Genomic DNA, 3,064 nt, shown 5'->3' with positions numbered 1-3,064 from the left:
CGAGCGGGCGGTCGCTGCCGTCCACCGCGGTCTTTCCGATGGCGTCGACGACCTTCTGCGAGTCCGGGTCGACGACCTCGCCGAAGATCGTGTGCTTGCGGTTCAGGTGCGGCGTCTTGCCGACCGTGATGAAGAACTGCGATCCGTTGGTGCCTGGGCCTGCGTTGGCCATGGCGAGCAGGTAGGGCTTGTCGAACTGAAGCTCGGGGTGAAATTCGTCGGCGAACCTGTAGCCGGGGCCACCGCGACCACTGCCGGTCGGATCGCCACCCTGCAGCATGAAGCCCTCGATGACGCGGTGGAACACGGCGCCGTCGTAGAACGGGCCGGAGGTGCCGCCCGAGGCGTTCTCGGTGCTGTAGTCCTTGGTGCCCTGGGCCAGTCCGACGAAGTTTCCAACCGTCTTGGGGGCGTGGTTGCCGAAGAGTGCGATCTTGATGTCACCGCGGTTGGTGTGCAGGGTCGCGGTCGCTGTCTGTATGGGGCTCGTCACGGGATTCAAGTGTGCCATCCGCACCGCGCGCACCGATGTGGCCCCTACCGTTGGGAGTTGATGGCAGGCTGAACGCCACGATCCCGATGCCATCCCGACCCTTGGAAGAGGTTCAGCCATGAGCTCGAAGACGAGCACGGTCCGCATGACCTCCGGAGAACGATTCGCCCGCGGTCTGAAGCACTCGGCCTCGGGACCGGTCGACATCACCCGGGGTGCACTGGGCATCGGGTTGACCTCGGCGAAGTCGTCGGTCGCGTGGTTGGGGAGCCACTACCGCCACAGTGCACGCGTTGCCCAGGAGACGCTCGCCACGGAGCTCGCCGCCGGACGGGAAGTCGTCGCCAACCTACCGGAGACATTGCAGAACGTCCGCCGGTCGAGGCGTCGGCCGCGCCCTCTGTTGCTTGCGCTGGCGGGTGCCGCGGTACTCGGGGTTGGCGCGGTGACCTTCTCGATCGTGCGGCGCTCGACGCAGCCGGATCCCTCTCTGAGGCCGCCGAGCGTGGAAGTCACGCCAAAGCCCTAGTGGTGCAACGGCTTTCACTGTGTCCCGCAAGCAGCGGCCTTCGGCACTCACCCCTGGCACGAGAAGCCCATCTGCGACCTTCGTCCACACGGTCCAATCGTCCGGGCGACGGCGCGACACGGTAACTGAGCCGAGGATTCGATTCGCGCCCAGGTGGTATCCCCAAACGAGACGGACACTCGTCCGTTGAAGACGTCGGCACCGCTCATCGAAGGACACTTCGGGGCGCTTCCGGGCGAGAGGAGAAGGCAGATGAGGGCGTTGAGCGTGATTCTTCTGGCGATCGGCACCGCTATCGGAGCAGCCCCACCCGCCGCGGCGGCTGGCCAGGCCGACTACCTGGCCCAACTGCAACCCAGGTTCGCCTACTTGACGGCTGACCAACTACTCGCCGAAGGTTTCAAGGTCTGTCGATACGTCAGCGCCGGTCGGGCGACACCGGGCGCGGTGAACATGGTCCAAAGCGACCTGGTGGTCAATGAGCTCGTGGCGTCGGCCATCGTCGCGGCGGCAATTGCCAACTTCGGTTGCTGATGGGTGAAGCACACCGGTACCCGCTGACTCGCTTGCGCCCCCAAAGGCAACCGCTGACCGACGACGTGGCACGGCTGCTTGGCCGATCACCGCGCAGCATGGCCGAGTTCGTCCACGACAGCGCCTGGCGGTGGCGCGAGCACGCGTGGACCTAGCGCTGGCGGGTCGAACTCGGCGATGGATCAGGCGTCGTGTCCGACGATGCCGACGAGACACATGCCGACCAGGATCGCCAGCGCGCCGAATCCCGAATGGCCACGCTGTTCCGTGTGCACTCGTGCGGCGCAATCCGGGGATGGGTGCAAAACCGTCAACTTTGCGTAATGCGGCGATGCTGTCGTTTGGCCGTCGGAAAACTGGCTAAATGCTTAGATACGGATTCACGCGCACGACAATTTAATTTGTTTGGGGGTTCTGATCGTGGTTGCAGATGACTTCGAGCGCAGCGAGGGCGCTCCCGATTTCACCGTCGGCATGCGAGTGCGCGTCACTTCCGGCGAACACAGCGACACCGGCGGCATCATCGTCGAAGACTTCGGCGACGACGTGGGCGTCCCCGTCGTCATAGGCGCAACCGAGATCGCGGCTCCAGCACGGAGATGGGCCGTCGTGCTCGACAGTGGCGAGCTGAAGTGTCTTGACAGTCACCAATTGGATTCCGAGAAGCCCTGAAACAGGGCCAATCTGTCGCAACTCACCTCGCAGCTCGGGGCCCGGGTGTGCTGGAGGGGGCCGACTGGACTAGCAGTCGCCGGTGAGCTTGAGTGCGTCCACTGGGCACGTGTTGATACCAGCGACGACGTGTTCGCGCGCCGCGTTCGAGTCGCCGATGCGTCGGAGTGCCGCAGTCAGCACCACTTCGGTGAGCCTGGCGTTGGTCGCAGGCGGCTTGCGGCGTACGAATCCGGGCTTCTCCATCGTGCGGCGCTCGACGCAGCCGGATCCGTCGCCGCGACCACCGAGCGTCGAGGTAACGCCAAAGCCACAGTGCGGCAGTGGCGTTCATCGACTCCCGACGATCGGAGCGCCAACCGCTTCCATTCGAGCGCCACCGCGCGCAGCACCGAAAGCGGCGACGATCACTAGGCCGATTCCACATGCTTCGTAGACATCGGGCACTTGGTTCAGGATGACGAAGCCCGCGAGCATTCCGAAGGCGGGTTCCACGGCCATCAGCGTGCTGAATACCCCGGTGGAGAGGCGGCGCAGTGCCCAGAACTCGAGCAGGAAGGGCAGCACTGGGCACAGCACCGCAATCCCTAGGCTGATCACGATCAGATGCCAGGTGAGGCGAGGGATGACCGTGGGGCCGACGATCGCAGTGCTCACGACTCCCGACACCACCATCGACAGGGCCAGTCCGTCGAGCCCGGCGACCCTGTCGCCGATGCGTTGCGTCAGGACGATGTAAGACGCCCAAAGTGCACCCGCGCCAAGTGCATAGAGCACCCCCAAGGGGTCGATCGCGCCCGCCCACGGCTCGGTGAGGAGCAGGACACCGACTGCCG

The 3,064-nt window shown here is 65.2% G+C and carries 7 protein-coding genes and 1 pseudogene; 5 read left to right on the top strand and 3 right to left on the bottom strand.

Annotation, left to right across the window (positions count from 1 at the left end; all coding sequences use genetic code 11):
* A partial coding sequence (locus QOD90_RS29860) for a peptidylprolyl isomerase (protein ID WP_526355926.1) occupies positions 1-511 on the bottom strand: 511 nt, incomplete at its 3' end.
* Positions 512-611: 100 nt separating this feature from the next.
* On the opposite strand from QOD90_RS29860, the gene cwsA (QOD90_RS29855) reads away from it, so the two are divergent.
* From cwsA (QOD90_RS29855) to QOD90_RS29840, 4 genes are all read left to right on the top strand, one after another.
* Positions 612-1,022 carry a cell wall synthesis protein CwsA gene (gene cwsA / locus QOD90_RS29855; RefSeq protein WP_526355924.1) on the top strand — a complete coding sequence of 137 codons (411 nt, stop codon included), beginning with the start codon at positions 612-614 and terminating at the stop codon, positions 1,020-1,022.
* Between the two features lie 252 nt (positions 1,023-1,274).
* Positions 1,275-1,556, top strand: coding sequence for a DUF732 domain-containing protein (locus QOD90_RS29850; RefSeq protein ID WP_526355922.1), 282 nt, complete (start codon positions 1,275-1,277; stop codon positions 1,554-1,556).
* On the top strand, positions 1,556-1,711 hold the full coding sequence (locus QOD90_RS29845) for a hypothetical protein (RefSeq protein WP_526355920.1): 156 nt from the start codon (positions 1,556-1,558) through the stop codon (positions 1,709-1,711). The genes QOD90_RS29850 and QOD90_RS29845 overlap by 1 nt, the downstream gene beginning before the upstream one ends.
* A 265-nt stretch (positions 1,712-1,976) precedes the next feature.
* Complete coding sequence (locus QOD90_RS29840; RefSeq protein ID WP_526355918.1) at positions 1,977-2,228, top strand: hypothetical protein; 252 nt, start codon at positions 1,977-1,979, stop codon at positions 2,226-2,228.
* 69 nt (positions 2,229-2,297) lie between these two features.
* Here the strand turns inward: QOD90_RS29840 and QOD90_RS29835 are convergent, their stop codons facing one another.
* A complete protein-coding gene (locus QOD90_RS29835; protein ID WP_526355928.1) occupies positions 2,298-2,474 on the bottom strand; it encodes a hypothetical protein in 177 nt (58 codons plus the stop codon).
* On the opposite strand from QOD90_RS29835, the pseudogene cwsA (QOD90_RS29830) reads away from it, so the two are divergent.
* A pseudogene (cwsA, locus tag QOD90_RS29830) lies at positions 2,419-2,541 on the top strand (cell wall synthesis protein CwsA); the annotation flags it as partial. The gene QOD90_RS29835 and the pseudogene cwsA (QOD90_RS29830) sit on opposite strands and share 56 nt — an antisense overlap.
* Before the next feature lie 17 nt (positions 2,542-2,558).
* On the opposite strand, the gene QOD90_RS29825 reads toward cwsA (QOD90_RS29830), so the two are convergent.
* Positions 2,559-3,064 (bottom strand): EamA family transporter (locus QOD90_RS29825; protein WP_526355916.1); only part of this gene is annotated, 506 nt, incomplete at its 5' end.

The sequence above is a fragment of the Mycobacterium sp. genome, from assembly GCF_032161845.1.
Taxonomy (GTDB): Bacteria; Actinomycetota; Actinomycetes; order Mycobacteriales; family Mycobacteriaceae; genus Mycobacterium.
The sequence above is the reverse complement of the archived record's forward strand: the minus strand, read 5'-3'. Positions and strand labels throughout refer to the sequence as shown.